This window comes from Chitinophaga sp. (genome assembly GCF_036566945.1).
Lineage (GTDB): Bacteria > Bacteroidota > Bacteroidia > Chitinophagales > Chitinophagaceae > Chitinophaga.
In genome coordinates, this window is sequence record NZ_DATCVJ010000113.1 from 1 (window position 1) to 3,671 (window position 3,671).

2 protein-coding genes are annotated in these 3,671 nt (G+C 47.4%); both read left to right on the forward strand.

Annotated features, from left to right (window positions below):
- A partial coding sequence (locus tag VIP81_RS03305) for a RagB/SusD family nutrient uptake outer membrane protein (protein WP_331957052.1) occupies window positions 1-1,665 on the forward strand: 1,665 nt, incomplete at its 5' end.
- The coding region (locus VIP81_RS03310; protein ID WP_331957053.1) for a S9 family peptidase at window positions 1,665-3,671 on the forward strand (2,007 nt) is incomplete at its 3' end. The genes VIP81_RS03305 and VIP81_RS03310, both read left to right, overlap by 1 nt.

The following is a 3,671-nucleotide window of genomic DNA, read 5'->3' on the forward strand; positions in this document are numbered from 1 at the left end:
AAAATTAATATAAAAGGTGGCTGGATAGTAGGATGTATGGTATTACTATCGTCCTGTGCGAAAGATATTCTCGATAAAAAACCGAAAGATAGTATCTCTGAACTCACCGTATGGAATGATATCGGGCTGGCAGGGAACTATGTCAATTATTTCTATTCTACGCTGCAAAGCGGCTATGCCCGAAACTATTACCTGCCCGCAGCCACGGATGATGGTATCAATGGACTCAATAATGATCCCTATGTAATGGGAAAGCTGACCACAGATGGTAGCTGGACTGCTAATAGCTCGCCCTTTACAGAATACTACACCGCACTCTATCAGCAGGTACGGAAAGCGAATGATTTCCTGGCACATATAGACGCGGTACCCGGTGATGCTATACTAAAGAGTCAATTAAAAGCAGAAGTCCGCTTTTTCAGGGCTTATTATTATGCAGAGCTGATCAACTATTTCAGCGATGATCCCATCTCTGCTTCCGGCGCTGTACAGCCTTCCGGGGTAGTGGCTGGTGCAGAAAATGCAGCGGGCGTAGTCATCGTGGAAAAAGCACAGATTTATGGAACAGATAGTTTGGCGATTCCCCGCAGTACAAAAGGCCAGAGCGTAGATTATGTTGTAAGTGAACTGGATGCAGTAGCAGCAGTGCTGTCACAACTACCGGCATCTTATGTAAAAGACGCCGGCAGACTCACCGCTGGTGCCCCACTGGCACTCAAAGCTCGCATGCTGTTGTATATGGGCCGTTTTAAAGCTGCTGCTGCCGCTGCTAAGGTGGTGATGGATGGCCGTCAATACAGCCTGTATCCGGATTATAAAGCGTTGTTCACGGTGAAAAATAATGCGGAATGCATTCTTTCTGTACAGCATAACAATGTGGCCAAAGAAAGAGGGCATACCTACGATCGCGATATGGCGCCGGGTTCTATGAGTGGTCTCAGTCAAAGTAACCCTACGCAAAACCTGGTAGACGAGTATGAAATGACCGATGGCAAACTTCCGTCCGCCTCTCCATTATACGATCCGAATAATCCTTATGCCAACCGCGATAAACGATTTAACTATACCGTTGCTTATGACGGCGCCACCTACCGTGGTAGCGTGTTACAACTGTTTGAAGGAGGGTTTGACATCGTTAATGCCGGCTTCTTTAAACCACAAACCAGGTACCTGGTGAGAAAAGCCACTAATGAAACTTTTAATTTTCTGGGAGATGCGACTTACGGCAGTGATCAAAACTGGCAACTGTTGAGATATGCAGAAATATTACTGAACTATGCGGAAGCACAGAATGAAGAGGCTGGACCGGATAATACGGTATACGAAGCAGTAAATGCTATCCGTCGCCGTGCAGGACAACCCGATCTGGTGGCTGGTTTAAATCAGGCAGGCATGCGCCAATGCATCCGTCATGAACGCCGCATTGAATTTGCATTCGAAGACCAACGCTTCTGGGATCTACGTCGCTGGCATATTGCCGACCAGCTGCCTTATAAAACCATCTATGGCACTACTATCACCAAAGCCGCCGATGGCACTAAAACCTATGGCCCTTCCCGTTTGCTGGAAACCAGGACCTTTGAATTGAAAAATTATTGTTTCCCGATTCCGGCCTCCGAGTTACTGGCGAATAAAAAAATGGTACAGAATACATACTGGAAATAATGAAGTCACAGCCGATCATCAACGCATTCCTACTAGCCATACCACTGGCTTTCGCGACCGCCGGATACGCACAGCGTGCGCCGGAAAATAATATACTGCCCCTGCCGTTCGTGAATACATGGACAGATAACGGCCACTTTATATTGCAGCGCAACGGGGAGAAAAATACGGTTAAAAACTTTCTGGTGGATGCTGCCACCGGGAAAGAAATACCTGCGGACAACAAATCCGCATCCCGGAAAGCACCCGCCAAACGGGTGGCCATTAAGCAGGATGATATTTTCATAGTGGAAGGCAGAACTTCGCAGCAGTTAACACATACCGCTGCCACAGAAGCCAATCCCGTTTTTTCTCCCGACAGTAATTACATTGCCTTTACGCGCAATAATGATCTGTATACCCTGGAACTGGCCACCGGAAAAGAAAACCGTTTAACACAGGACGGCAGCGATGTGATCCTGAATGGCTACTCCTCCTGGGTGTACAATGAAGAAATACTGGGCCGAGGCACCGATTATCGCTCATTCTGGTGGAGCCCCGATAGTAAATCGCTTGCTTTCTTCAGAACAGATGATAGCAAAGTTCCTTTGTTTACCATCACCGATGCCGGCGGTGATCATGGTTACATGGAAACGCAGCGCTACCCGCAACCCGGAGATACCAATCCCGGTATCAGGATCGGCATGGTAGCAGCTACCGGCGGCGCCACTGTCTGGGCCGATTTTGATGAACACAACGACCAGTATTTTGGTACGCCTTACTGGAATCCTGATAGTAAATCCTTATTGGTACAATGGATGAACCGCGGACAGGATCACTATCAGCTGTACAATATCGCATCTGCCAGCGGCGCAAAGCAACTGGCCTATGATGAAAAGCAAGCTACCTGGATCAACCTGGATGAAGACGAACGCATTTTGTTTATCAATAAAGGCAAAGAATTCCTGCTGATCAGCGATAAATCCGGCTACCGCCAAATATACCTGCATAAGGCAGACGGCACTTTTGAAAACAGGGTATCGCAGGGCGATTTCGTAGTATCACATATTAAGTATGTAGATGAGAAAAACCGCGTAGTGTATTTCACCGGCAATAAAGACGGCTTAGTCCGGGAGGATTTATACCGGGCTGACCTGAACGGTAAGCATATGAAACGCCTCACCTTTGGACCGTATTCACATGAGATAACGCTGTCACCTGATGCGGCTTACTTTACTACCAAATACGGTAACGCCACTAGGCCAGATCAACTGGCACTCCTGAATAACCAGGGTAAACTGATCAAAGTATTGGGCGACAGTAAAGGGCCCGACTTTGATACCACACTGGCGAAGAATTACCGTATCGTATATGTAAAAAGTGAAGACGGAAAATTTGATATCCCCATGCGTATCAAGTTTCCTAAAGATATGCAGGCAGGGAAAAAATATCCGGTCATCATCGCTATTTATGGTGGCCCCGCCTCCAGTACAGTAAAGGATAACTGGGTAACTACGTATAAGCGGGACAGTGAGGATCCCGTGATCCATGTAACTATGGATCATCGGGGCAGTACAGAATTTGGTAAAGCAGGCCAAAACTATATGTACCGCGATCTGCCAACATGGGCTGTCAAAGACTGGATTCAGGGCGTGAAATGGCTGATAGCCAATGCCCAGGCCGATCCGGAAAAAGTAATGCTTTCCGGGTACAGCTTTGGCGGCTACATGACCTGCTATGCACTGATGTATGCACCGGAATATTTCAAATATGGCATTGCCGGCGGCAGCGTAACCGACTGGCGCATGTATGATAGTCATTATACAGAACGCTATATGGATACCCCTGCAGAAAATCCGGAAGGTTACAAAAGTAGTTCCGTACTAACGTACACGGATAAACTGCAAGGCAAATTGTTACTGGTTCATGGCGTGAAGGACGACAACGTACATGTGATCAACACCCTGGAACTGGCCGATCGCCTGCAACGCGCTAAAAATATGCATTTTGAGATGATGCTGTATCCG